Origin of the sequence: Cupriavidus yeoncheonensis (genome assembly GCF_905397275.1) — a bacterium.
In the GTDB taxonomy this organism is placed as follows: Bacteria; Pseudomonadota; Gammaproteobacteria; order Burkholderiales; family Burkholderiaceae; genus Cupriavidus; species Cupriavidus yeoncheonensis.
In genome coordinates this window covers 30305-50970 of record NZ_CAJPUY010000008.1, presented here as the reverse complement: position 1 = coordinate 50970, position 20666 = coordinate 30305, and the positions used below count along the sequence as shown (strand labels likewise).

The 20666-nt window shown below is 63.2% G+C and carries 24 protein-coding genes; 15 read left to right on the top strand and 9 right to left on the bottom strand.

Annotation, left to right across the window (positions count from 1 at the left end):
- Positions 1-9 precede the first annotated feature (9 nt).
- The gene (locus KHO22_RS12485) at positions 10-363 is read right to left on the bottom strand and encodes a hypothetical protein (protein WP_211947452.1); all 354 of its coding nucleotides are present in this window, start codon (positions 361-363) and stop codon (positions 10-12) included.
- 337 nt (positions 364-700) lie between these two features.
- Here KHO22_RS12485 and KHO22_RS12480 point away from each other — a divergent pair, with 337 nt between their 5' ends.
- The 6 genes from KHO22_RS12480 to KHO22_RS12455 all read left to right on the top strand — a co-directional run bounded on the left by KHO22_RS12480 (position 701) and on the right by KHO22_RS12455 (position 7868).
- Entirely contained in the window at positions 701-1603 is a 903-nt protein-coding gene (locus tag KHO22_RS12480) for an alpha/beta hydrolase (RefSeq protein WP_211947451.1), read from the top strand.
- A 320-nt stretch (positions 1604-1923) separates the two neighbouring features.
- Positions 1924-3612, top strand: a complete 1689-nt coding sequence (gene hutU, locus KHO22_RS12475; protein ID WP_211947450.1) for a urocanate hydratase — start codon at positions 1924-1926, stop codon at positions 3610-3612.
- A gap of 8 nt (positions 3613-3620) precedes the next feature.
- Positions 3621-5177, top strand: coding sequence for a histidine ammonia-lyase (gene hutH / locus KHO22_RS12470; protein WP_211947449.1), 1557 nt, complete (start codon positions 3621-3623; stop codon positions 5175-5177).
- Between the two features lie 89 nt (positions 5178-5266).
- On the top strand, positions 5267-6649 hold the full coding sequence (locus KHO22_RS12465) for an amino acid permease (RefSeq protein WP_211947448.1): 1383 nt from the start codon (positions 5267-5269) through the stop codon (positions 6647-6649).
- A gap of 175 nt (positions 6650-6824) precedes the next feature.
- A complete protein-coding gene (locus KHO22_RS12460; protein WP_338031337.1) occupies positions 6825-7067 on the top strand; it encodes a DUF2188 domain-containing protein in 243 nt (80 codons plus the stop codon).
- 483 nt (positions 7068-7550) lie between these two features.
- Positions 7551-7868, top strand: coding sequence for a hypothetical protein (locus KHO22_RS12455; RefSeq protein ID WP_211947447.1), 318 nt, complete (start codon positions 7551-7553; stop codon positions 7866-7868).
- A gap of 5 nt (positions 7869-7873) precedes the next feature.
- On the opposite strand, the gene KHO22_RS12450 is transcribed toward KHO22_RS12455, so the two are convergent.
- Complete coding sequence (locus tag KHO22_RS12450; protein WP_211947647.1) at positions 7874-8731, bottom strand: transglutaminase-like domain-containing protein; 858 nt, start codon at positions 8729-8731, stop codon at positions 7874-7876.
- A gap of 295 nt (positions 8732-9026) precedes the next feature.
- Here KHO22_RS12450 and KHO22_RS12445 point away from each other — a divergent pair, with 295 nt between their 5' ends.
- The 6 genes from KHO22_RS12445 (at position 9027) to KHO22_RS12420 (ending at position 11382) form a co-directional block, all read left to right on the top strand.
- Positions 9027-9368 (top strand): hypothetical protein, encoded by a 342-nt coding sequence (locus KHO22_RS12445; protein WP_211947446.1) that lies wholly within the window; start codon positions 9027-9029, stop codon positions 9366-9368.
- Positions 9369-9689: 321 nt separating this feature from the next.
- On the top strand, positions 9690-10208 hold the full coding sequence (locus KHO22_RS12440) for a hypothetical protein (RefSeq protein WP_211947445.1): 519 nt from the start codon (positions 9690-9692) through the stop codon (positions 10206-10208).
- 32 nt (positions 10209-10240) lie between these two features.
- Positions 10241-10477 carry a hypothetical protein gene (locus tag KHO22_RS12435; RefSeq protein WP_211947646.1) on the top strand — a complete coding sequence of 79 codons (237 nt, stop codon included), beginning with the start codon at positions 10241-10243 and terminating at the stop codon, positions 10475-10477.
- A 26-nt stretch (positions 10478-10503) separates the two neighbouring features.
- Positions 10504-10812: a hypothetical protein gene (locus KHO22_RS12430; protein WP_230426854.1), complete on the top strand. Its 309-nt coding sequence runs from the start codon at positions 10504-10506 to the stop codon at positions 10810-10812.
- Between the two features lie 12 nt (positions 10813-10824).
- Positions 10825-11091 (top strand): GTP cyclohydrolase, encoded by a 267-nt coding sequence (locus KHO22_RS12425; protein ID WP_211947443.1) that lies wholly within the window; start codon positions 10825-10827, stop codon positions 11089-11091.
- Between the two features lie 48 nt (positions 11092-11139).
- Complete coding sequence (locus tag KHO22_RS12420; protein WP_211947442.1) at positions 11140-11382, top strand: hypothetical protein; 243 nt, start codon at positions 11140-11142, stop codon at positions 11380-11382.
- A gap of 140 nt (positions 11383-11522) precedes the next feature.
- On the opposite strand, the gene KHO22_RS12415 is transcribed toward KHO22_RS12420, so the two are convergent.
- From KHO22_RS12415 to KHO22_RS12390, 6 genes are all read right to left on the bottom strand, one after another.
- Positions 11523-11807, bottom strand: coding sequence for a hypothetical protein (locus tag KHO22_RS12415; protein WP_211947645.1), 285 nt, complete (start codon positions 11805-11807; stop codon positions 11523-11525).
- A gap of 213 nt (positions 11808-12020) precedes the next feature.
- A complete protein-coding gene (locus tag KHO22_RS12410) occupies positions 12021-12251 on the bottom strand; it encodes a hypothetical protein (RefSeq protein WP_230426853.1) in 231 nt (76 codons plus the stop codon).
- Between the two features lie 869 nt (positions 12252-13120).
- Positions 13121-13333, bottom strand: coding sequence for a DUF2513 domain-containing protein (locus tag KHO22_RS12405; protein ID WP_230426852.1), 213 nt, complete (start codon positions 13331-13333; stop codon positions 13121-13123).
- Between the two features lie 196 nt (positions 13334-13529).
- The gene (gene infA / locus KHO22_RS12400; protein ID WP_115682815.1) at positions 13530-13751 is read right to left on the bottom strand and encodes a translation initiation factor IF-1; all 222 of its coding nucleotides are present in this window, start codon (positions 13749-13751) and stop codon (positions 13530-13532) included.
- 17 nt (positions 13752-13768) lie between these two features.
- Positions 13769-14044 (bottom strand): isochorismatase, encoded by a 276-nt coding sequence (locus KHO22_RS12395; RefSeq protein ID WP_211947440.1) that lies wholly within the window; start codon positions 14042-14044, stop codon positions 13769-13771.
- Positions 14045-14502: 458 nt separating this feature from the next.
- On the bottom strand, positions 14503-15234 hold the full coding sequence (locus tag KHO22_RS12390; RefSeq protein WP_211947439.1) for a S1 family peptidase: 732 nt from the start codon (positions 15232-15234) through the stop codon (positions 14503-14505).
- Between the two features lie 480 nt (positions 15235-15714).
- On the opposite strand from KHO22_RS12390, the gene KHO22_RS12385 reads away from it, so the two are divergent.
- Together KHO22_RS12385 and KHO22_RS12380 are read left to right on the top strand one after the other, a co-directional pair.
- On the top strand, positions 15715-15918 hold the full coding sequence (locus KHO22_RS12385; protein ID WP_010812830.1) for a cold-shock protein: 204 nt from the start codon (positions 15715-15717) through the stop codon (positions 15916-15918).
- 362 nt (positions 15919-16280) lie between these two features.
- Positions 16281-18704: a penicillin acylase family protein gene (locus tag KHO22_RS12380; RefSeq protein WP_211947438.1), complete on the top strand. Its 2424-nt coding sequence runs from the start codon at positions 16281-16283 to the stop codon at positions 18702-18704.
- Between the two features lie 85 nt (positions 18705-18789).
- On the opposite strand, the gene KHO22_RS12375 is transcribed toward KHO22_RS12380, so the two are convergent.
- Positions 18790-19314, bottom strand: a complete 525-nt coding sequence (locus tag KHO22_RS12375; protein ID WP_211947437.1) for a MarR family winged helix-turn-helix transcriptional regulator — start codon at positions 19312-19314, stop codon at positions 18790-18792.
- Between the two features lie 347 nt (positions 19315-19661).
- Here KHO22_RS12375 and KHO22_RS12370 point away from each other — a divergent pair, with 347 nt between their 5' ends.
- Positions 19662-20648 (top strand): Bug family tripartite tricarboxylate transporter substrate binding protein, encoded by a 987-nt coding sequence (locus KHO22_RS12370; protein ID WP_420839596.1) that lies wholly within the window; start codon positions 19662-19664, stop codon positions 20646-20648.
- Positions 20649-20666: the final 18 nt, after the last annotated feature.

Here is a 20666-nt window from a genome sequence, read left to right as displayed (position 1 = left end):
GTGCCTGGCTCACTTTCGCATGTCGCAGGCATCGGCATTCTTCAGCGTCAGCGTCAGCTTGCTTCCCTTGGTGACGGAAATGGTCTGTCCGTAGCTGACTGTCGGCATGAACTGGATGTCAGGTGCCACAGCGACCGGGGGATCTTTCGCGCCATCGATGGTCAGGTCAAGCTCGACCGTGACCGAGTCAAAGGAGCCCTGTCCTTTTGCCACAGCGTCTTTCTTGAATGCGCACAGTCCGGCGGCGACCTGTTGCAAGGCGGTGGGAATATCGACCGGCTTGCCTGGCGGGATTGGCGCCGTGTTACACCCGGCGACGATCAGTGCGGCGAAGGCCGGAAGCAAAGGGAGATGGGTGCGCATCAGGATTCCCCAGTGGCACAGTAGGCGGACAAGCCTGCATCAGCCTCCCGCTCGCTTCCGTTCGCTTCCGCACCGACATCCGTGGATGCGCCCTGGCATGGCCGCGCCCGCGATCCTGAGGCGTCGTCCGACAAGATGCAGCACACCGGGGGCAGAGCCGGTCGCAAGTGGTGCTTTAAGCGTCATCGCGCCGTCGATTCGGCGTTGGTACACGCGTGGTGCCGAACTGTCCCGATTCGTCAAATGACTGTCACCGTCGGTCAAACACATTGGCGGCGATTCCCCATACTGCCGTTCTGGCCAGCCCTGGCTCCCACAAGAGGAAGATCCCATACAAATGGTACGCAGTGACGTCGAATTCTCTTCCGGCAACGTCCGGTGCGCCGCCTGGCTCTATCGTCCGGAGGGTGTTGCTGCATCGGTGCCGTGCGTGGTCATGGCACATGGTTTTTCGGCCGTGCGCGAGCAGCGGCTTGACGCCTTTGCCGAACGCTTCGTGCAGGCGGGAATGGCCGTGCTGCTCTTCGACTATCGCTATTTCGGCGCCAGCGGTGGCATACCGCGCCAACTGCTGAACATTCAGGACCAGTTGCAGGACTGGGCGGCCGCGATCGCGTTTGCCCGCAACCTGCCCGACATCGATCCGAAGCGCATCGCCCTGTTCGGATCATCGCTTAGCGGCGGCCACGTGCTGACCATGGCGGCCCGCGATCCGGCCATCGCCGCAGCCGTTGCCCAGGTGCCCACCTGCGACGGCCTTCGCAACCTCCCGGCGCTGGGTCTCGCCCATTTGACGCGGCTGACCCTGGCTGGCCTGTACGACGCTGCCCGATCACTCGTCGGCATGTCGCCTTTCTATATCGCGGCGACCGGTCGCCCGGGTACGTGGTCGGCCATGGCTACGCCCGAGGCGTTGTCGTGGTTCGAGAGTGTCACGCCGGACAAATCAACATGGGTTAACCAGGTCTGCGCCCGCATTGCCCTGCGCTACGGAACCTACAGGCCGATTGCCGGCGTGCGAAAGATCCAGTGCCCGACGCTTTATTGCATCGGTGAAGAGGACGTCCACCTGGCGCCTGCCGGTCTGGCGCATGAAGCCGCCAGCCGAACGCCCCGGGCGGAGGTGAAGACCTATCCTTGCGGCCACTTTGGTCTCTACATGGGGCCCCTGTGGGAGCGTGCCGTGGCCGACCAGACGGACTTCCTGGTCCGTCATCTGCATCCGGGACGCGACGCGTGAGTGAGTGGGTGCTTCGGACCGGGTTCCCGCGCTGACGATATCGGGCCCGCATCATCCGGGCTCCATGCGTCGGCTCGAAGGGCGGTTCACATCCTGATTGCTCCCGCAGCGCTGGGCGGACGCCTCCAATCCGCCTGACTTCTCGTTACTGATTCGACACTCGCGCCCGGCTACGTCCGGGCGCCGTCACATCTGGCCGCCCGGTCTTGCCGATCTTCGGGAATACCCCAATACATCTATGCTTGTATATACAAGACTATACACGCCTATCAGGTGATGTTTCCCGGCGTGGCCGGGCCAGTGATTCCGAAGGAGCTGCCGTGAGTGAGAACCCCCAGAACCCGCGATTCCGCGATGTAGAGATCCGCGCCCCGCGTGGCAACCAGCTGACCGCCAGGAGCTGGCTGACCGAAGCGCCGTTGCGCATGCTGATGAACAACCTCGATCCCGAGGTCGCGGAGAACCCGAAGGAACTGGTGGTCTACGGCGGCATCGGCCGCGCCGCGCGCAACTGGGAGTGCTATGACCGCATCGTCGAGGTGCTGACCCGCCTGGAAGACGACGAGACCCTGCTGGTCCAGTCCGGCAAGCCGGTCGGCGTGTTCCGCACCCACCGCGACGCGCCGCGCGTGCTGATCGCCAACTCCAACCTGGTGCCGCACTGGGCCAGCTGGGAGCACTTCAACGAGCTCGACGCCAAAGGCCTGGCCATGTACGGCCAGATGACCGCCGGCTCGTGGATCTATATCGGCAGCCAGGGCATCGTGCAGGGCACGTATGAAACCTTTGTCGAGGCCGGCCGCCAGCATTACGGCGGCAGCCTCAAGGGCCGCTGGGTGCTGACCGCGGGCCTGGGCGGCATGGGCGGCGCGCAGCCGCTGGCCGCGACGCTGGCCGGCGCGTGCTCGCTGAACATCGAATGCCAGCAGAGCCGCATCGATTTCCGCCTGAAGACGCGCTATGTCGACGAGCAGGCCACCGACCTGGACGACGCGCTGGCGCGCATCGACCGCTACACCGCGCAAGGCAAGTCGGTCTCGATCGCGCTGTGCGCCAACGCCGCCGAAGTGCTGCCCGAGCTGGTGCGCCGCGGCGTGCGCCCGGACATGGTCACCGACCAGACCAGCGCGCATGATCCGCTCAATGGCTATCTGCCCGCCGGCTGGGGCTGGGACGAATACCGCGAGCGCGCCCAGCGCGAGCCGGCCGTGGTGGTGAAGGCCGCCAAGGCCTCGATGGCCGCGCACGTGCGCGCCATGCTGGCCTTCCAGAAGCTGGGCGTGCCGACCTTCGACTACGGCAACAACATCCGCCAGATGGCCAAGGAAGAGGGCGTCGACAATGCGTTCGATTTCCCGGGCTTCGTGCCGGCCTATATCCGACCGCTGTTCTGCCGCGGCATCGGCCCGTTCCGCTGGGCCGCGCTGTCGGGCGATCCGCAGGACATCTACAAGACCGACGCCAAGGTCAAGGAACTGATCCCCGACGACGCCCACCTGCATCGCTGGCTCGACATGGCGCGCGAGCGCATCAGCTTCCAGGGCCTGCCGGCACGCATCTGCTGGGTGGGCCTGGGCCTGCGCGCCAGGCTGGGCCTGGCGTTCAACGAGATGGTGCGCAGCGGCGAGCTGTCCGCGCCGGTCGTGATCGGCCGCGACCATCTCGATTCGGGCTCGGTCGCCAGCCCGAACCGCGAGACCGAGTCCATGCAGGACGGCTCGGACGCGGTCTCCGACTGGCCGCTGCTCAATGCGCTGCTCAACACCGCGAGCGGCGCGACCTGGGTGAGCCTGCACCACGGCGGTGGTGTCGGCATGGGCTTCTCGCAGCATTCGGGCGTGGTGATCGTCTGCGACGGCACCGATGAAGCCGCCGCGCGCATCGCGCGCGTGCTGAACAATGATCCGGCCACCGGCGTGATGCGCCATGCCGATGCGGGCTACGACATCGCCGTCGACTGCGCACGCGAAAACGGTCTGAACCTGCCGATGCTCGGCACCTCCAAGTGAATCTGAACATGTCATATCAAGCCAACCAGTCGGCCACCGCCCTGCATCTGCAACCCGGTGAGCTGACGCTCGCGCAACTGCGTGCCGTCCATCAGCATCCCGTCAGGATCACGCTCGACGAGCGTGCCTTCGCGGCCATCGACCGCAGCGTGGCTTGCGTTGAGAGCGTCATCTCCGAAGGCCGCACGGCCTATGGCATCAACACCGGCTTCGGCCTGCTGGCACAGACGCGCATTGCGCGCGAGGATCTGGAGAGCCTGCAGCGCTCGCTGGTGCTCTCGCATGCGGCCGGCGTAGGCGAGCCGATCGATGACGCCGTGGTGCGCCTGATCATGGTGCTCAAGATCAACAGCCTGGCGCGCGGTCTGTCCGGCATCCGTCGCAAGGTCATCGACGCGCTGATCACGCTGGTGAACGCCGAGGTGTACTCCCGCATTCCGCTGAAGGGGTCGGTCGGTGCGTCCGGCGATCTGGCGCCGCTTGCCCACATGTCGCTGCTGCTGCTCGGCGAGGGCGACGCGCGCTATCGCGGCGAATGGCTGCCCGCACGTGAAGCGCTTGCCATTGCCGATCTGCAACCGCTCACGCTCGCAGCCAAGGAAGGGCTTGCGTTGCTCAACGGCACGCAGGTCTCCACGGCCTACGCACTCCAGGGATTGTTCCAGGCAGAAGACCTGTTCGCCGCGGCGAGCGTCAGCGGGGCGCTGACCGTCGAGGCGTCGCTTGGCTCGCGTGCCCCGTTCGATCCGCGTATCCACGCGGCGCGCGGTCAGCGTGGCCAGATCGACTCGGCGGCGATCTATCGTGACCTCCTGGGGCCGACCAGCGAAATCGGTCAATCCCATGCAAGCTGCGAAAAGGTCCAGGATCCCTATTCCCTGCGCTGTCAGCCGCAGGTCATGGGCGCCTGCCTGACGCAGATCCGCAATGCGGCGGACGTCCTTGCCGTCGAAGCGAACTCGGTGTCCGACAACCCCCTGGTGTTTGCGCAGGAAGGGGACATCATCTCGGGCGGCAACTTCCACGCGGAGCCGGTGGCCATGGCAGCGGACAACCTCGCGCTGGCACTGGCCGAGATTGGCGCGTTGAGCGAGCGGCGCATTTCACTGATGATGGACAAGCACATGTCGCAGTTGCCGGCGTTCCTCGTCGCCAATGGCGGCGTCAACTCCGGCTTCATGATCGCGCAGGTCACGGCCGCTGCCCTGGCGTCGGACAACAAGGCGCTCGCGCATCCCGCCAGCGTCGACAGCCTGCCGACCTCCGCGAATCAGGAAGACCACGTGTCCATGGCACCCAACGCCGGGAAGCGTCTTTGGGAGATGGCTGACAACGTGAAGGGCATCCTTGCCATCGAGTGGCTCGCTGCCTGCCAGGGACTCGATTTCCGCGAGGGGGCAAAGACTTCGGTCGCACTCGAGCGCGCGCGTGGGCTGCTGCGACAGTCAGTGCCGTTCTACGACAAGGACCGCTACTTCGCCCCGGACATCGAAGCTGCCAGCGTCCTGATCGCCGAGCGTCACCTCTCGGCCCTGCTGCCCGCGGGCATGCTGCCAAGCCTCTGAGAGAAGACGCCTGCACTGGCGCGGAGCGGGCGAAGATCCGCGCGCCTCGGGACCGTCGGTCCCCTTCCCGATATCTTTCTGGAGACAGCTTGAAAAACCTGCAACGCAACCTGAGCGCGCGGCATATCCGCTTCCTTGCGCTTGGCTCGGCCATTGGCACGGGCCTGTTCTACGGCTCGGCATCGGCGATCCAGATGGCTGGCCCGGCCGTCATCCTGGCCTATATCCTGGGCGGCGCGGCAGTCTACATGGTCATGCGTGCGCTCGGCGAAATGGCAGTGCGCGAGCCGGTATCCGGTTCCTTCGGACGGTATGCAAGCGAGTACCTCGGGCCGCTCGCGGGCTTTCTCACCGGATGGACCTATATCCTCGAGATGATCATCGTCTGCCTCGCGGACGTAACGGCATTCGGCATCTACATGGGATTCTGGTTTCCGGAAGTTCCGCAATGGGTATGGGTGCTCGGCATCGTCATGCTGATCTGCGGCTTGAACCTGTGCAACGTCAAGGTGTTCGGGGAGCTGGAGTTCTGGCTGGCGCTGGTGAAGATCCTTGCCATCGCCGCGATGATCATTGGCGGTATCCTGATCCTGTTCCTCGGCGTCAAGATGAATGGCGAACACACCCCGGGCCTGACCAATCTGTGGGCGCATGGCGGCTTCTTGCCGCACGGTGCGGGCGGGCTGATCGCGTCGCTGGCCGTGGTGATGTTTGCGTATGGTGGCATCGAGATCATCGGCATCACCGGCGGCGAAGCGAAGAACCCTGAGCAAGTCATTCCGCGGGCGATCAACGCAGTGCCGGCCCGGATCCTGCTGTTCTACGTCCTGACGATGACCGTGCTGATGGCAATCTTTCCGTGGACCGGCATTGGCGGCCAGGGCAGCCCGTTTGTACAGATCTTCTCCGGGCTGGGCATCCAGTCTGCCGCCGCGATTCTCAACCTGATCGTCATCTCCGCCGCCATCTCGGCAATCAACAGCAACATCTTCGGTGCCGGACGGATGATGTTCGGCATGGCAGAGCAGGGCCACGCACCGCGTCTATTTGCGACCACCTCGCGTCATGGTGTGCCCTGGGTGACGGTGCTGGCGATGGCTGCCGCACTGCTCGGCGGCGTGGTGCTGAACTACCTGATTCCCGAGCAGGTGTTTGTGATCATCGCATCGATTGCGACCTTTGCGACCGTATGGGTCTGGCTCATGATCCTGCTGTCCCAGGTTGCCATGCGGCGTCGCCTGTCGGCCGAGGAGGTTCGCGCCCTCAAGTTCAAGGTGCCGATGTGGCCTGTCGGTCCGGCGCTTGCGATTGCCTTCATGTTGTTCGTCATCGGCGTGCTGGGATATGTCGAGGACACGCGCGTAGCGCTCTATATCGGTGCGGGTTGGGTTGCCCTGCTGTCACTCGCCTGGTACCTCAGGGGCAAGCCTCGGGAAAGCCGGATGCTCACCCGGGAGTCCAGCGCATCGTGATTGCCGCTTTGCCGGACATGGCGGCGCTCACATGAGTGGAGGCCATCGACGCAGTCCGGCAGGGGCGCACATGTGCGCCCCTTTTCTCCGCTGACTTGCACTCGAACGGATGTGCGCTTCCCGTCGTGGGACAGCGACTGATTGCGGAAACACAGTTTTCTGCGCGAGACTGGCTGTGCAGAGCAAGCAGCCGGGGATGATCATGACTTCTCGAAATATCCACGTCATGCCGGATCACGATCGAGGCTGGGCTGTCACCGTGGAAGGCCCGAACGGCGCTACCGTCCTGTTCCCGACGGAAGCCGAGGCAATCGCCGCTGGCACGGACGCGGCGAAGCAGGACGGGGTCAAGCTCTTCGTCCATGGCCGTGATGGCCGGATCCGTGTGCGCAATTCCTTCGATCCTGTGAAGCATTGACAATCATGACGACGCGGATCCTAAGGGTGAGCCGCGCCGCCTCCGTGGCGCAGCCCTGTCCACCAGCAGGCATCGGCCGATGCCTCGCTCGCGTCCGTGCCGGGGCGCGAGGGCCGCGAGGCGGAACGCTCGATGCCAGGGACAGGGACCCTCACGCGCTGGAGCCATACGAAGTCATGGGTTGGGCGAAATAATTCCCTTTGCCGAAGACTTAGCGCGTATGCTGGGGTTGCCAACCGGCAAGTAATGCAGCAGGAGTTTCTCATGGCAAAAAGCCAACTACGCGGTAACCGTGAAGCGAAAAAGCCGAAGCAACCCAAGAAGCCTTCCGTCCCGGCAACCCCGTTCAGCACGGTTCAGTCGCGGGTCCGGAACGACGGTCTCGACAAGAGGAAGTCTTAAGCCCCCCGGGGCAATGCGCGCAATCACCGCAGGGCGATACCTTTTCATTCAACGAATGCCGACCGATGAGGGAGGCACATCATGATCCATCCTGACGCAGGCTCTACATTCCGAGGCCTGCCACTTACCGCCGAGCAAGACTCGGAGGTTCGCCACTATCAGAACAGAAAGACGAGGCGTGGCAAGCCCTGGGACACCCCGGAACTGCGCGGGATGCTCGAAGACATGTTGCTGCCGCCGAAGGCCGAGGATGGTAGTCGGGACGATGCTCTTCTGGGACCGTCGGCTGCCGCGGAACGTGCGGCATCGTTCGTCGACGAGGCCATGGAACCGATTGCGGCATACGAGGATTGGAACGCCGCCATGGAAATCGAAGGGATGAAAGGCGAAGCGCGCTGATGGCGCTACCAGGTGGAGATGGCGCTTGTCGTTGCTAGCGGCAGGCCAATCCCGGCAGCGGGGTCGGCGATTGGCTGGATTTCGATAAAGGGGCGCTTCGACTCGACCTTGCCGAATATGGCGGCAAACGGAATGTCGGCGGCATCCCGGCCGGTGCCGATGCGCAGCAGGCCAGTCGGAATGGATACCCCCGATGGATCGAGCAGGTACCATCCGCCCGACAGGAACACCTCGACCACCGCGTGAAAGTCCGGCGCGCCCATGGCGGGATCCGCGCCATAGTCCACGCTGCTGGACATGCGGGCGGGAATACTCAGGGCGCGGCAGATCGCGATCATCAGGTGGGAAAAATCCCGGCAGACGCCGGTGCGCTCGACGATCGTATCGATGGCCGAGGTGCGCTCATTGGTGGATCGCGAAAGAAAGCGCACATGGTTGCGAACCCACTCCCGAATCGCATACACGCGCCAATAGCCGGGGCGCATGCCGCCAAACTCGCGCATGGCGAACTCCATCATGCGGTCGGATTCGCAATAGCGGCTCGGCGCGAGGTACGACAGTACATCGAAGGGAAGTTCGGCGACGGGTACCTCCGTGAGTGACATGCCATCGTCCAGACGATGATCGATGTCCACCACAGCTTCATAGCGGATAGCCAGCGGGCCCTTGTTCGCACGTATCCTGAGCAGGCGGTTGCAGAGTGGATCCGTGTAGCGAGCGGCGTCAACCGGTGGCGTGAGCGTCAGGCGCTCGGAGACCACGGACTGTCTTGCGGTCTTCGCAGCTTCGACAATCAACAGAAAGTCTCCTGTGGGATCCTGGATCTCATAGGACAGGTTCACCGAGTACCGAAGACGGTTCATTGCTGACCTTGTGTCGACATGGAGGCGGAGATGGTGTCGGCCGCGTGAACGGCTCCGGCCATCCATTTCAGTGTAGCGCCAGAAGCGGGCACTGCAGGTGCATGTCGCAGCGTCTGCGCGACCAATTTGTAAGGGGATTAGGACGGTGTGCATCGCCCTCCTATACTGTTAGGTACAGCGTTTCAGAAGCCAGGTGCGTCTGGTTCGCTTATCACTCGTTTCCGGGCCTTCCCCCTCGATGACGTCTTAGGACTGGTGACTCCTGAAGTCACTCATGGGGATTCCCGGAAATTTCATGCAAGATGCCGCGCGGCGACCGACGTTCGCCCAATCCCCCAGTATTCAAGTCAGTCAGTCTTTCGCCGGGATCGATGCAACCGATGTCTGGCGGGGGAGACGCTTCTCCGCAAGGCCGATCACAAAGCTGGCCTCCGCCTTTGCTGCTGCGCTTCCGCGTTTCAGGCTGACGGAGCCGTGCTCTCATCGTGATGACGATGCCGTAACGATTTCCCGCAATGCCCTATGGGTGGAAATGATTACCCGCTGGCAATGGAAGATCGGTGCCTACAACGGTGACAAATTTTACGGTGACAATTTTTCAACACTGCCGTCACTAAACCAGCCTGGCAAGCGATGAAGGAAGCTATCGTGCCGAAAGAATCTGCAGAGACCACTTACCGGGCCATCCATGTCACACGCTTTCTACGCGACCGTCAGGCCGGCAGGCCGCCGAAGAGAAACACCCGGCGATTCGGAGTCGTGCGATTGGCAGCGCGCCAATGGCATCAGGCAATCACGCTGCTGATTGACTGGGATCGTGCTGTCAACGAAGGCTGGCCAGACCTGCGGTCACCGTCCTGCACCCGAGCCAGGGGCATCAGGAGCATCGGCCGCAGCCATCAGGCAGGCATCCGCCGGCTCGCCGGAAATTGAAACCGAGATTGCGTGAGGTGACTTCATGCGTACGCTGCTGTATTTCAGTCTGAGAGACACCGCCACGGCGCGACGGGCACAAGCGCGATTGGGCGACCTGGCCGGTACCCCGGCACTCGTCGCAGGGCCGTGGTTTGTCCAGCGCGACAATCAGCCCGTCGACGGATTGCCGACGATCGACGTCGGTCAGATCACGTACCGCGAAGAGGCGGCGATCACAGGAATCTTCGTCGGCGCGATCGTCGGCGCGCTTGTCATCTTCAGATACGGCGTTTCCGCCGGCGCCAATGCCACTGCCGTTGCGTATGTGGGCGCCGTCATGCTTGCCGCGATGATCGGATGGTGGGTCGGCGGATTGGTCGGCGCCAGGATCGGTCGCCTTGCGCTGTGGCGGCGGAATGCGCAAATGGCACCGGGACAGTTGCTGATGATCGCCAGTTGCGATTCGCGATCGAAGGAAGCCCTGAAGGAAATCATCAACGAACTGGGCGGCGTCGGGGTCGACGAGCATAGTGACCTGATGCCGAATTTCAGATGGCTATGATCGCCGCTTCGTCGGCCGTGTCGATCCGGGCGATGGATCGCGTGACGGAGTATCGAGGGTTCGATATCCATGTCGATCTCCATCTGGCATCCAGGGACATGTTCGACGTCTGGTTCCAGATTGAGGGACCCATGAGTCCGCCAGGCGTCGCAGCGATTGGCAAGCGCATCAAAGTCTTTGGCGGGCCGTACTCCAGACGTTGGGCTTACCTCGTGGCGGAGCTGGCTGGACGCGCCGCCGTGGACGTTATTCTTGGACCGGAAGAATGAACGGAGGCCGAGAGCGGAGGTTGGATATGCAAAGACGCGTCACGATTGGTGAATATGAAGTGTTGATCGAAGCTGAGCAACACCTCGGTCCCACCCGGTTGGCCGGAGCGATTGGCTACGTAGTCCGCTACGCGATCGCTCGTACGGATTGCCGGCCCATCAGAGGCGATCTTCCGAGCGTACATTCCTACGATCTCATCGACGGCACCGACTACTTTCACAGCGTCGATGCGGCGCTGGACTACGGAGAGGCAAAGGCTCGCGATGACATTGCTACCTTGTCGCCGAAAGTAAATCGGACACGTCCCGGCATATCCGCGTATGCTCGGTGTTGAAAGGAGACCAACATGTCTCAGAACAACGCAATCTACAAAGGCTTCAGGGTATCTGCAAGGGTGCGTCACGCCCCCGGTGCAGTCCTCGGCAGCGACCTGGTTCCGCGCTTCCTCGCTACCGTCACGATCACGCAAGTCAGTACAGGAATGGGTTCCCGCAGGCGGCTGCCACCCATGATCCAGCATTTCGCCAGTGCGCCGCATGCTGCCATCGCGCTGGCCCTGTCATCAGCCAGGGACGCGATCGACGGCATGTCCACCTCCGTCAAGGCGAGGTAGCCCGTCGGCCGTCCACAGGCTCAGATCGAAAGAGAAAGGGGAGACATCATGTCGAGACAGGTTAAAAACAAGGCCGAACTGCGCGCCATGCTTCGCGCGGAACAGGAAAAATTCTCCGAATGCGCGGGCGCTTGCTTTGGTGACGTGTTCTGGCATGCCGCGGATGCCGGGGGCTGCAACTGGAATCTGTCAACCATGGAAGGCGGCAACAGCGCCGCATGCCTGGAGGCGATCCGCCCGTTCGCCAGCGGGCTGCGCGAGATGTACAACGTGCCGGACGAAGGAAAGTAGCGCGCCGCGGCCGAAGCAATCCACGAAGCAATCCACCTAAGACGCACCGCTTTGCGGCCATAGGCCGCACTCCTGTCCTTCGTCAGGAGTATGCGTCTGCAGGCAGGTTCTATTCCAAAGAAGGGATTCAGCGTTTGCTGTCAAAGACCGGCCAGCGACTCACCTGCGACCTGGCCTTCGATAATGTGTTCGCCGTGTTGCATGGCCGCGCGCTTCGCTAACCCCAGGTCAGACCAGTGCATATCCGGAACGTGGAACACGCGCGCGCTTGTGCCGCTGGGTGGTTCGCCTTCCCGGCAGATGACCACGGACGCACTGTATGAGCGGTCTGGCCGGCGCTCGTGCCACTTGCGAGGTGCGTTGAATTTATAGACCAGCGGGTAGATATCGAAACCCTTGTGGTTTGCTGCAGGATAGTTGTCCATCATGTCACTCCAGGTATGGTAGGGTTCCTGAACGCCGCCTTTCGTGACGGCGTTCAGGTATTCCATCAAGATTCGAGACTATCCACTGTGGCCTTGCTTGATGTCTTGCATATCCGATCTGGATAAAGGCCGCTGGCACGCGATCATTCCGAGTCGCTGCGAACAACTCATGGATTCGGCTTGTGCCTCCCCGAGGCGATACGCGGCCGCGCCTCAAGCCAGGCCATGAATAATATCGACAGCGAATTTGCCATAGTGGACGGCTGCCTGCTCCGCCGCCGTGCGCGTGTAGTAATCATCCTCTTCGTCGAATGATTTACAGAACATTCGATCGTCCCGGTCCGCTGTATAGCGGATGGCCATCATATAGCCCCATTTCGGCCCGGGAGCGCCCGTGCGAACAGAGTCGCCGGAAGCCTCGAATGCCGTGACATGTATGTACATGCCTCGATACTCCTGGCACAGCCAACTCATTCGTGCCCGCATGGTGGGCGCTCGTCAACCAGCCTGTGTCTTAGTTTGTGATGACCATCTTTGCAACGGCACATACCATCACCAGTAATGATGTGGAGTAGGTGACCGCACTAAGCCAATGGAGCGTTCTGCTCGGCATTTCGCTTCGCCGTCGGTACCACTCGAATAACTGCGAGAGGACAAACAAGATAAAACTGGAAGAGTAGACTGCCAACACACGCTTCCCTCCGTAAATGAAAGGCTTTTCCCTGCGGTCAGCGGTTCAGCTATCCCGAACGAGAGATGGCTGACTGGAAGAGAGGCAGGCTAACCCACGCTGGCTGATGCGTGATTCGCACGCTTCGCGTTGCACGGGATTGCCGCGCTCCGGGTATTCGGGATCAAGGATGTACTCATCTCCGTCGTTGTCTTGCAGCAATCCACGCCTCAACAAGTGCGGCGCAGCGAGAAGATCAAGGAGACGGCATTGAAGAGGGCGCCCCGTAGAAGCGAACCAGAAGCGGGCGAGTCAATGCGGATGGCATGGCTGCTTGAAGATCCTGCACGATCAGTTATACGGAGCTTTCCCACCGTAGTCAATGAAACTCTGGCGCTCGAATCTGCAAGCGCCCAGACCCGGGGCGGCGTGATGTTGCTGTGCGCACTCGGATCGAAATCAAGCTGTCGTGCAAGGAGGGCCGCTCCGGAACTCCATGTGCCGGGAAGCGCGTGGAGCATGGAGAGGAACCCTTCGGTAGCTGCGGCAGGCAGCCATGCGAACGGGTTCCGCCGACATGGCCGGTCGATGGTTCAAGGCAATGTGCGCGTTCTCGAATGCGTAGTTGCCTGGCGCCAGCAGGCTAACGTGACAGGCTGGCGTCTGCCCGGTCGTGGCCGTTCCATGTCAGGCGCCACGCTATATTCGGGGTCTTCTCCACCAGTCCATGGTCCTGCAGGAGCAGGAGATGGTGGGCTAGCCTGGACGGCTCGACATTGCCAAGGGCCTTGCCAAGCTGGAGATCGGTCATCGAGGCCTGGATCTCGGCGCGTAGCGCCAGGAGGATTCTGTCCAACAGAGACTTGTCTCGCTGCATCATGCACCTCGGATCTTATTGGCTTGCGCCGTGTATTGTTGCTTCGTGGATGGGAGCCCTATGTGCACCAGAGGCTGCGGTCTTGTTCGGACCTGTGCCAAGAGGAAGATGATCCCATTCCACGGTGGCGTCAACAGTGATCGCTTTTCCGGGAGCGAGGAAACGCCGGATTCGCTCAGGACTTGTGACGATAGTTGATGCGCCCCTTTGTCAGATCGTATGGCGACATTTCGAGCGTGACGCGGTCCCCCGCAAGAACACGTATGCGATTCTTCTTGAGCCGCCCGGACGAATAGGCCCAAACCTCGAAGCCATTCTCCAGCGTGACGCGAAAGCGGTTATCCGGAAGGACTTCCGAAACCTTTCCACCAAATTCCACCAGTTCTTCTTTAGCCATGGATGCTCCTTGCTGTTTCAGCGAATGCCACGCGGTGACGTGGAGGGGGTTGTAGCGTGCCGATGCGCGGCCGGTAGCAAGCGAATGTGCGCCACTGCGCTTTCCCCCGCATGGCGGGCGGCTTGCCTGGCCTTGGCTTCGGTATGGTGCGTGGCATGCCGCATCGAGACGTTCGCGACGATGCGTTCAGCGCCGTCCTTGTACTCGGAGATCATGTAGTTCGCGAACCAGACGCCGGGCTCTTGTTGGATGGGGTAAACCGAAACCGTGAACGGAGTAATACGGGGATTCAAATTGTTGCCTGTTCGGGCGGCGCTCGATCCTGGAGGGCGTGTCCTGCTTTCCCATGCGGGAGAGGTACGCGCGTGCCCGGCGATCGGTTGCCATTGCAGAAATTCAGTGTCGCATCCTGCGCATCATCGCAGGCAGGGAAACTGGCTTGGGATTGACCGTGCTTGCGCTACCCGGCACGCCTGGTACATGCGCGCTGGTTACGGAGCGGACGTGCCGCGGGTCGGAAATGATTGCGGCAGATTGTTGCCGCGAAAGGTTCGGGTGTACGCCCGTGCTGCCGCCGGTACTCTTCTAATGATGTTTGGCGGACGGCGCATTTGGCGTCGATGTCACTCGACGGTAGCGAATGGTACCACCTTCTGAGATTCCCTGCCGGGTGGGCTATCCGGGCAGGTACTGCGGCTTCGGGGCGACTCCATGGAATGCAGGATCCATCAAGCCCGACCACCTTGCCGGATCATGCCTCGGTCAGAGGCAGCAGGATGTCGGCATACCAGGCGGAATTCAGGCCCAGGGCTTCGTCCAATTCAAAGTCCCGCGAGCCCACGTCCAGTCTCGCCGAATGGGTGCCGAGCAGCATCCACGGCAGCGCGCGCGTGGAGGCATCGGTCCTGGGCATGCGCATGACCACCGGTGCTCCGCTCGTGCCGCGATGCGTCCTCGCATCGGTCAGGAAGTAGCCATGCCCCTGAAAGCGCATGCCGAACGAGGATGAGATGACCGCCTGGCGCACGACGGGCAAATGATGAAGCGTGTCATGGAAGCCCAGCGGGAAGCCGACGATCAGCAACGGATCGCCTGCTTCGATGCGGTCGCGCGGCCGGTAGAGGTGGGCCGGCGTAAAGGCCCGGTAGACCATACCCGACGGCAGCGCGGTGCGGTCGAGTTCGACCACGGCCACGTCGATGCCGCCGCCGCCATCGAGCCCGTCGCGCCAGACACTCTTGCCGTCGCGATACAGTGGAATCGAGAAGCCGATGGACTCTGCCACGTTGTCCGGATTGACATGCAGCTCTATCTCGATCCGGTCGGGGAAGTGCTTGGTCGGCTCGTCGATCAGCACATGCCGGCTTGTCACAACGAACAGGCGCTGCCCTCGCTTGAAGAAAAAGCCAGTGGCGTTTGTCTTTGCCTCTTGATCCTCGAATGTGGCAACGCGCGTGACGGCCAGCAGGATCGATTCGATCATGATTCGGTGGTTCCTCCCTGCTTGCTCGACAACGTGGATGGAGTGCGCCGGGGTTCAGACCGTGGCAGTGCGGGGGAGCTTGCTTCGCCGTGTCTTGATGATATGCAATGCCAGATGTCCAGGGGCATTGGAGGCGTCACGCGCCACTGCAAGGCAGTTTGCGCAGAGTAACATACCCATCTCTTGCGCCGGAGGGATGCGACTGCAGCATGCATCGCAGACGATCCGACACCGCTTCGCGGAGGTCTCCAGCGCATTGGCTGTGGCGGCCCTCTTTGGCCGGTGCGCTTCGATTGCTGCGAGATCTTCATTGACCGCGATGTGGCATGCCTGTATAAGGATGAGTGCAGGATCTTCAAGCGTAACCTCGAAGCGTTAGGTACACGCCCCGGCGGCGCCACTTTCTCTCCATGTTTCCTCCTTGATCGTCATGCCTCGCACGCTTTTTTGGCTAGGCGAGAATTTTTATGGAGTCCTTACATGGAAACCGGTACTGTAAAGTGGTTTAACGATTCAAAGGGTTTTGGCTTCATTACGCCTGATGCAGGCGGAAATGACCTGTTCGCCCATTTCTCCGAAATTCAAGGCAACGGGTTCAAGTCGCTCCAGGAAGGCCAGAAAGTGCGCTATGTGGCTGGTGTAGGCCAGAAGGGCCCGGCCGCGACGAAGATCGAACCGATCTGACGCACCTGCGCAAGACGTAGTACAAAAAGCCCTGTCGAAAGCCGACAGGGCTTTTTTCTTGTGGGTTCACCGCGATGGGTGTGGAAGGAGTTCTCCCGGCCGCGCGGCAGCTCCCGTCAGAACTTGTGCCGGATGCCAACGGCGATCGCCGTCATGAAGTTGATGCCCGCATTGCGGACGTAGGCCATGGTCAGACAGCTGCCGGGACGCGCATAGGCAGACGGGCAGTTGGGGAGTCACCCGTCCCTCAGACCCAGCGTGCGGAGATCGGCTGCCGCGCTCGCCGATCCCGGCACCTTCCTTTATCCTCGATGTCGACCGCGCAGCATAACGTGCGGCATCACGACAAACGAGGAGATCCGATGTTCCAGTCCCCCCGCAGGCTGGCCGCAGCGCTGGCCATGCTCGCTTGCACTACCCCCGCAATCGCCCAGCCGCCCGCCGAGCGCTTTGCCGTGCCAGGCCTGGAGAAGCCCGCCAGCATCCTGGTGGACCGCTGGGGCGTGCCGCATATCTATGCCAACACGCTCTATGACGCTTTCTACGTGCAGGGCTTCATGGCCGCGCGCGACCGGCTCTGGCAGATCGACCTGTGGCGCAAGCGCGGGATGGGCGAGATGGCGAAGGACTTCGGCCCTGCCTATGTGGAGGGCGACCGCATGGCGCGTGCCGTGCAGTTCCGCGGCGACATGTACCGTGAATGGCTGGCCTACGGCTCCGACGCCAAGCGCGTGGCCGAGGCCTTCGTGGCGGGCGTGAATGCCTATGTCGCCCTGACGGAAAGCCGGCCCGCGCTGCTGCCGCCGGAATTCCGCAAGCTGAACTACAAGCCCGCGCACTGGCGCGCTGAAGACATCGTGCGCATTCGCCATCATGGCCTGACGCTGAACTTCACCGGCGAGATCGACCGCGCGAAGGTCTATTGCGAGGCCAGGGACGATGGCGCGCGCGCGGACTGGCTGCGCCGCGAACTCGATCCGCCGATCGAGCCCAGGCTGCCGGACGGGCTGAACACCTGCTCGGTTCCCGCCGCGGAGCTTCGCCGTGCCTATGATCTCGCGACCGCCGCGCCGCGCTTCCCCAAGGAAGCCTGGACCAGCGCCGATGCCGGCCAGGTGCCGGTCGACCAGCTTTACGCCCGGGTCGATCCCGCCAGCGACACGGCTCGCAGCCTGGGCTCCAACAACTGGGTGATCGCGGGCCGCCGCACCACCACCGGCCGCCCGATCCTGGCCAATGACCCGCACCGCTCGCATGGCGCGCCGAGCTTGCGCTATATCAGCCACCTGAACGCGCCGGGCTTGTCGGTGATCGGCGCGGGCGAACCGTTCCTGCCTGGCATCTCGATCGGCCACAACGGCACCATCGCCTTCGGCCTGACGCGTTTCTATATGGACCAGGAGGATCTGTACAGCTACGAGCTCAACCCCGCGCAGCCGCATGAGTACAAGTACAAGGGCCGCTGGGAGCCCATGGAGACCATCACCGAGGAGATCGCCGTGAAGGGCGAAGCCACGCCGCGCAAGGTCGCGATCGACTTTACGCGCCACGGGCCGGTGCTGTACGCGGATGCAAAACGCGGGCAGGCGTGGGCCTTGCGCGCGGCATGGCTTGACTACGGCATGGCGCCTTACTTCGGCTCGATGGACTATATGCGCGCGCGCAACTGGGACCAGTTCCGTGCGGCGATGAACCGCTGGGGCGCGCCCGGCGAGAACCAGGTCTATGCCGATACCGGCGGCAATATTGGCTGGCTGCCGGGCGGCCTGACCGTGAACCGGCCGAACTGGGACGGCCTGACCCCGGTGCCGGGCGATGGCCGCTACGAGTGGGCCGGCTACCGCAACATGGACGAACTGCCGTGGGCGTACAACCCTGCCGCCGGCTATGTCGTGACCGCCAACGAGAACAACATCCCGCCCGATCACCCGGCCGCAAAACTGGGGGTGGGATATGAGTGGAGCGACAGCTCGCGCGCGCAGCGGCTCAGGGCCCTGGTGGCGGCCAATGCGCGCAGCTCGGTCAGGGATTCGATGGCGTGGCAGAACGATACCGTGTCGCTGCCTGCGCGGCGCGTGGTGGCGGTGCTGAAGGACCTGCGCTCGGATGACGCGCAGCTTGCGCGCGGGCTGGACCTGCTGCGCGGCTGGGACGGGAACGAGCGCGCCGACAGCGCGCCGGCGGCGTTGTTCGAGGTCTGGTTCAGCAAGCACCTGCGCCCGGCCGTCGTGCGCGCGATCCCCGCGCCCGAGGTGGCGAAGCTGATCGGCGCGGGCGATGCCGCGCGCGTGCTGGACGTGCTGGAGCGGCCGGCGCGGTGGATGACCGTGGACAAGCGCAACCAGGTCATGCTCGCCTCGCTCAAGGGCGCGATGGCGGAAGTGGAGGCCAAGCTCGGCGGCGACCCGCGCGCGTGGCAGTGGGGCAAGTTGCACACGGCGGTGTTCATGCACCCGATGGACTCCATCCTGGATGCCGCCGAGCACCAGCAATATGACGTCGATGCGGGTCCGATCGGCGGGTCGGCCTTCACGCCGATGAACACCAGCTACCGCAACAGCGATTTCCGGCTGACCGCCGGCGCTTCCTTCCGCATGGTGCTGGACGTGGGCAACTGGGACGCGTCGCGTGTGGTCAATACGCCGGGGCAGTCGGGCAACCCGGCCAGCCCGCACTACCGCGACCTGGCGCCGCTGTGGGCCAAGGGGGAGTACTTCCCGCTAGTGTACACGCGCAAGGCGGTGGAGAAGGAAAGCCGGGAGCGGCTGGAACTGGTGCCGCAGTAAGGCGGTACCGCCGGCACCGCGGCATGCGGTGCCGGCAAGTGCGAGGGCCTGGCCGACGCACCGGAGAATGCTGCCAGGTCCGTTCTTATCCCTGGCTCTTCAGCAGCTTCCTCAATCCGAGATAAACCGCTCGTCTCTCCTCCGGCGCCAGTTGCCGGATCACGTCCGCCTGCCCGCGCCGCGCCAGCGGCAGGACTTCATCATGCAGGGCGATTCCTGCCTCGGTCACATTGCAGATGAGCTTCTTGCGCGGCGTGTTGCCTTCGGTTTCCAGGTGCACAAGCCCGCGTTCCTCCAGTAGCCGCAGCGTGCGGCTGACCAGCGCCTTGTCCGACGTGGACTGCACCACCAGCTCCGAGAACGGCAGTCGCCGCGCATGGGCCAGCAGCGCCAGGATGCGCCATTCCGGCACGGTCAGTCCGAACTGTTCGGCATAGGGCTGGGTCACCGTGCTGCGCAGCCTGGTGATGAGCTGGCTCAGCATGGTGGTCAGGAAGTTGTCCACCGTGAGGCCGCTGCCGGCCTCGTCCAGGTCGGTCCAGGGGCTGTCGTCCGGATGGGACGCCGGCTGGGCTGGCTGGCCTGCTACAGGCCCGGTGTTTCGGGTCATCGAATTCTTTCCGGTTGAGACGTATTCGGCGCGCCCGTTGCACGTACGGGGGCACAAGCGGCGTGCGGGGCGCCAGATTGTCTCACAGGCGGATGTGGTGTCCGTCCATGCCTGCGCCAGAGGTCTCCCGTTTTGTGTCTACATATTAGCTCTATTGTCAATCGGTGATTAACGTAAGTTGAGTAGTCAATAAGCTCGACCTACGATGGATGGAACGTTCCGGTAGTGAGCGTGAGTTTTACCAATGAAACACACGCAGAGGTGTTTTCCGTCGAGCCACCCCTGTCTTCGCGTTGTGCACAAACTGACCTGACTCCCGTCGCGAAGCGCCCCCACAGGAGCTGTTGATGAAACGAGACCGCCGACTTTTCCTTGCCGCCACTGCCATGGCGGCGCTGGCGCTTGCCGCGGGCAGCACGGCCTTTGCCGCTGCCTATCCGACCAAGACCGTGACCATGGTGGTGGCCTATCCACCGGGCGGCGACACCGATGCCATGGCGCGCCTGTATGCCGACAAGCTGTCGGCACGCCTCAAGCAGCCCGTGATCGTGGAGAACCGGCCGGGCGCCGCAGGCGTGGTCGGTACCGCCTTCGTCAGCCGCGCGCAGGCGGATGGCTACACGCTGCTCTACACGCCGAACCCGTTCACGCTCGCGCCGATGGTGCTCAAGCTCGCGCCGGCAGCCAGCTATGACCCGCTTCACAGCTTCACGCCCGTGATCCAGACCGCGGTGCAGGCGGTGCTGCTGGTGGCCAACCCGGCAGCCGGCGTCAGGACGGTTCCGGAGATGATCGCCGCGGCGAAGGCGGGCAAGAGCTTCACCTATGGCAGCCCGGGCGCCGGCTCGCCGATGCATATTGCCGGCGAGATGCTGAACCGCGCCGCAGGCGTGAAGATCCAGCATGTGCCGTACAAGGGCGTGGCGCCGGCCGTCAACGACGTGGTGGCCGGCCATGTGAACTTCGCCTACGTCACGCTGGGCCCGGTCGCGCAGTACATCAACACCGGCAGGCTGATCGCGCTGGCCATCACCGATGCCAGGCGCTCGGCGCTGCTGCCGAACGTGCCGACACTGGCCGAGCTTGGCTACAAGGACGTGGTGGTCGGGGCATGGCATGGCGTCATGGCGCCCAGGGGCACGCCCCCGGAAGTGGTCAAGGTCCTCAACGAGCAGCTCAATGAGGTGATCAGGCTGCCGGACGTCACCGAGAAGATGGCCACGTTCGGCGCCCAGCCGGTCGGAGGCGCGCCCGCGGCGCTTGAGAAGGTCAACGCTTCCGACTACGAGCGCCTGGGCAAGGTCATCCGCGACATGGGCATTTCCGCGGAATGACGCGGCACGCAGCAGATC

What these genes read in the sequence shown, in the direction of transcription:
- KHO22_RS12485 (WP_211947452.1), bottom strand. Translation starts at nt 363, where the DNA reads ATGCGCACCCATCTCCCTTTGCTTCCGGCCTTCGCCGCACTGATCGTC.
- KHO22_RS12480 (WP_211947451.1), top strand. Translation starts at nt 701, where the DNA reads ATGGTACGCAGTGACGTCGAATTCTCTTCCGGCAACGTCCGGTGCGCC.
- hutH (WP_211947449.1), top strand. Translation starts at nt 3,621, where the DNA reads ATGTCATATCAAGCCAACCAGTCGGCCACCGCCCTGCATCTGCAACCC.
- KHO22_RS12455 (WP_211947447.1), top strand. Translation starts at nt 7,551, where the DNA reads ATGATCCATCCTGACGCAGGCTCTACATTCCGAGGCCTGCCACTTACC.
- KHO22_RS12450 (WP_211947647.1), bottom strand. Translation starts at nt 8,731, where the DNA reads ATGAACCGTCTTCGGTACTCGGTGAACCTGTCCTATGAGATCCAGGAT.
- KHO22_RS12445 (WP_211947446.1), top strand. Translation starts at nt 9,027, where the DNA reads ATGCAAGATGCCGCGCGGCGACCGACGTTCGCCCAATCCCCCAGTATT.
- KHO22_RS12440 (WP_211947445.1), top strand. Translation starts at nt 9,690, where the DNA reads ATGCGTACGCTGCTGTATTTCAGTCTGAGAGACACCGCCACGGCGCGA.
- KHO22_RS12435 (WP_211947646.1), top strand. Translation starts at nt 10,241, where the DNA reads ATGGATCGCGTGACGGAGTATCGAGGGTTCGATATCCATGTCGATCTC.
- KHO22_RS12430 (WP_230426854.1), top strand. Translation starts at nt 10,504, where the DNA reads ATGCAAAGACGCGTCACGATTGGTGAATATGAAGTGTTGATCGAAGCT.
- KHO22_RS12425 (WP_211947443.1), top strand. Translation starts at nt 10,825, where the DNA reads ATGTCTCAGAACAACGCAATCTACAAAGGCTTCAGGGTATCTGCAAGG.
- KHO22_RS12420 (WP_211947442.1), top strand. Translation starts at nt 11,140, where the DNA reads ATGTCGAGACAGGTTAAAAACAAGGCCGAACTGCGCGCCATGCTTCGC.
- KHO22_RS12415 (WP_211947645.1), bottom strand. Translation starts at nt 11,807, where the DNA reads ATGGACAACTATCCTGCAGCAAACCACAAGGGTTTCGATATCTACCCG.
- KHO22_RS12410 (WP_230426853.1), bottom strand. Translation starts at nt 12,251, where the DNA reads ATGTACATACATGTCACGGCATTCGAGGCTTCCGGCGACTCTGTTCGC.
- infA (WP_115682815.1), bottom strand. Translation starts at nt 13,751, where the DNA reads ATGGCTAAAGAAGAACTGGTGGAATTTGGTGGAAAGGTTTCGGAAGTC.
- KHO22_RS12390 (WP_211947439.1), bottom strand. Translation starts at nt 15,234, where the DNA reads ATGATCGAATCGATCCTGCTGGCCGTCACGCGCGTTGCCACATTCGAG.
- KHO22_RS12385 (WP_010812830.1), top strand. Translation starts at nt 15,715, where the DNA reads ATGGAAACCGGTACTGTAAAGTGGTTTAACGATTCAAAGGGTTTTGGC.
- KHO22_RS12380 (WP_211947438.1), top strand. Translation starts at nt 16,281, where the DNA reads ATGTTCCAGTCCCCCCGCAGGCTGGCCGCAGCGCTGGCCATGCTCGCT.
- KHO22_RS12375 (WP_211947437.1), bottom strand. Translation starts at nt 19,314, where the DNA reads ATGACCCGAAACACCGGGCCTGTAGCAGGCCAGCCAGCCCAGCCGGCG.
- KHO22_RS12370 (WP_420839596.1), top strand. Translation starts at nt 19,662, where the DNA reads ATGAAACGAGACCGCCGACTTTTCCTTGCCGCCACTGCCATGGCGGCG.